The following is a 1,768-nucleotide window of genomic DNA, read 5'->3' as shown; positions in this document are numbered from 1 at the left end:
ATAGTCATTCAACAACAAAATGAACTGATAGCCCAACTACGACAGGAATTAGCAAGCCAACCTGCAACGCAGGAAGCAGGTGCAGTTGGAGGCGCCTCAGGAGGAAGCAAAAAATGTCCAATTTGTTTCAATCCAGTGGAAGATATTAGGGTGTTACAAAGTTGTGGACACGCTGGTTTTTGTGAGGATTGTGCTGGGAGAATTATAGATGAGCAGAGGAGTTGTCCGTTTTGTCGGGAAATACCGTTGTCGTACATGAAGGTTATCGACAAGTCTTTTTATTGAATGTGTACACAGTGCCAGCGTCTTGTTTTATGCTGTGTTTGCTTGAGAACGAGAGGCTCATATTGTGCCAATTATTTTTGCCTGCCAGAAACTCAATCCATTGGTATAAAATTTTTGTCGAGTCTAATAAAACGAGGCTAAACTGTCAATTGCTAAAGCCTTGATAAGAACGTCTGTAGTGTTTAAATATACGACATTACCCTATCTATTATGTATAAATTGCAGTTGTAGTAGTGCAGATGTAATTGTGCAATTGTTTTAACGAAAGCAGGTGAAAGTATGATCTTAGGGTATTCCTTTAAGACGCTTTTGTTTTCAGTATGTTTGTTTTTTTATCAGCAGGGGCTGACAAACGACACCTATGGCATTGAAGAGTTTCTCGAGTATCACAAGGCAAGCTGGAAGCCACCTTCAACAATAAAAGAAAGGCACAAAGGTCAAAGTGTGATGAGCCCACTTGAAAATATCCGTATTGGCTTTATCAGGCTTAATTTAACCTCTGACGATGTATCTGGAGATGAACGACTGGAAATCTGTGAAAATTACGAGGTGGCTGAGCAAGATTTTAATCGTCTGATCAGCTTTTATTTTAATTATGTGAACATGAGTGAACAATATCGAAAATTTCGTATTCAAAGAATGCTTAGACTAATACATTGTATATTCTCCATAAACATTAATAAGACCACTGAAAAAAAACCGGAAGATCAACAGTTAATCAATACAGCGGCAAAAAGCCTTTTTGAACACTTGTTTTTGTCTCATAAAATAAATGGCAGACGGAATCCTTATTTCATTTATTTCGATTTGAGTCCGATTGCATATCAGTCCAATTATTTCGGTGTTAATAACGGTCTGGTCCTGATGTTTCTTGCTTTTCTTGCTCCTCACTTTCTTTCCAAGGATGAACTCTATAACTATATTAGAATTTTGGATAACAGATACACCGAAAAAAGCTACAATCGAGCATTCGATCGTGAACTGCTTTCTGAAAATATCAATGAATATAATTCTCCGCGAAGTATTGCCAATCAATTGACCACAGCTCAATTGGATGCAGGAACAGCACTTCTGATCGGTTTAACCGCAATGGCGTCAGCAGCTTTCCAGCGCATGGATTCAGGGATGGAATGGCAAGAGACACTGGAGACCTTGTTGATAAGATGCTTGCCATATGAGTTACTGGCTATTGTCTACAGCAATATAACCAGTCATTGCCGCCCTGAACACTGGTACCCTGTACCTGCGGTAATGTTTACCGAGGATGGTATGCAAGAGTTTACACAGAGTATCATGGGTATTGACTTCACACACGCATTATCGGTGGTTTCATCGTCAGAAAGTCCGGAGTATCCATCGGGATACTCTGAGGGGACAGACAGCGACGATTCCGTTGAAGAGTCGGATTCAGAACATTGGGATCAGGCCATAGTCATTCAACAACAAAATGAACTGATAGCCCAACTACGACAGGAATTAGCAA

General features: G+C 40.0%; 2 protein-coding genes. Both read left to right on the top strand.

The features are described 5' to 3' along the window. Nucleotides 1–285: RING-HC finger protein (locus KDK18_RS12570; protein WP_257255273.1), on the top strand; the 285-nt coding region annotated here is incomplete at its 5' end. A 279-nt stretch (nucleotides 286–564) separates the two neighbouring features. Continuing rightward, the coding region (locus tag KDK18_RS12565) for a hypothetical protein (RefSeq protein WP_257255272.1) at nucleotides 565–1,768 on the top strand (1,204 nt) is incomplete at its 3' end.

The sequence above is a fragment of the Endozoicomonas sp. SESOKO3 genome (assembly GCF_024606255.1).
This window is presented reverse-complemented; position numbering and strand designations above follow the sequence as displayed.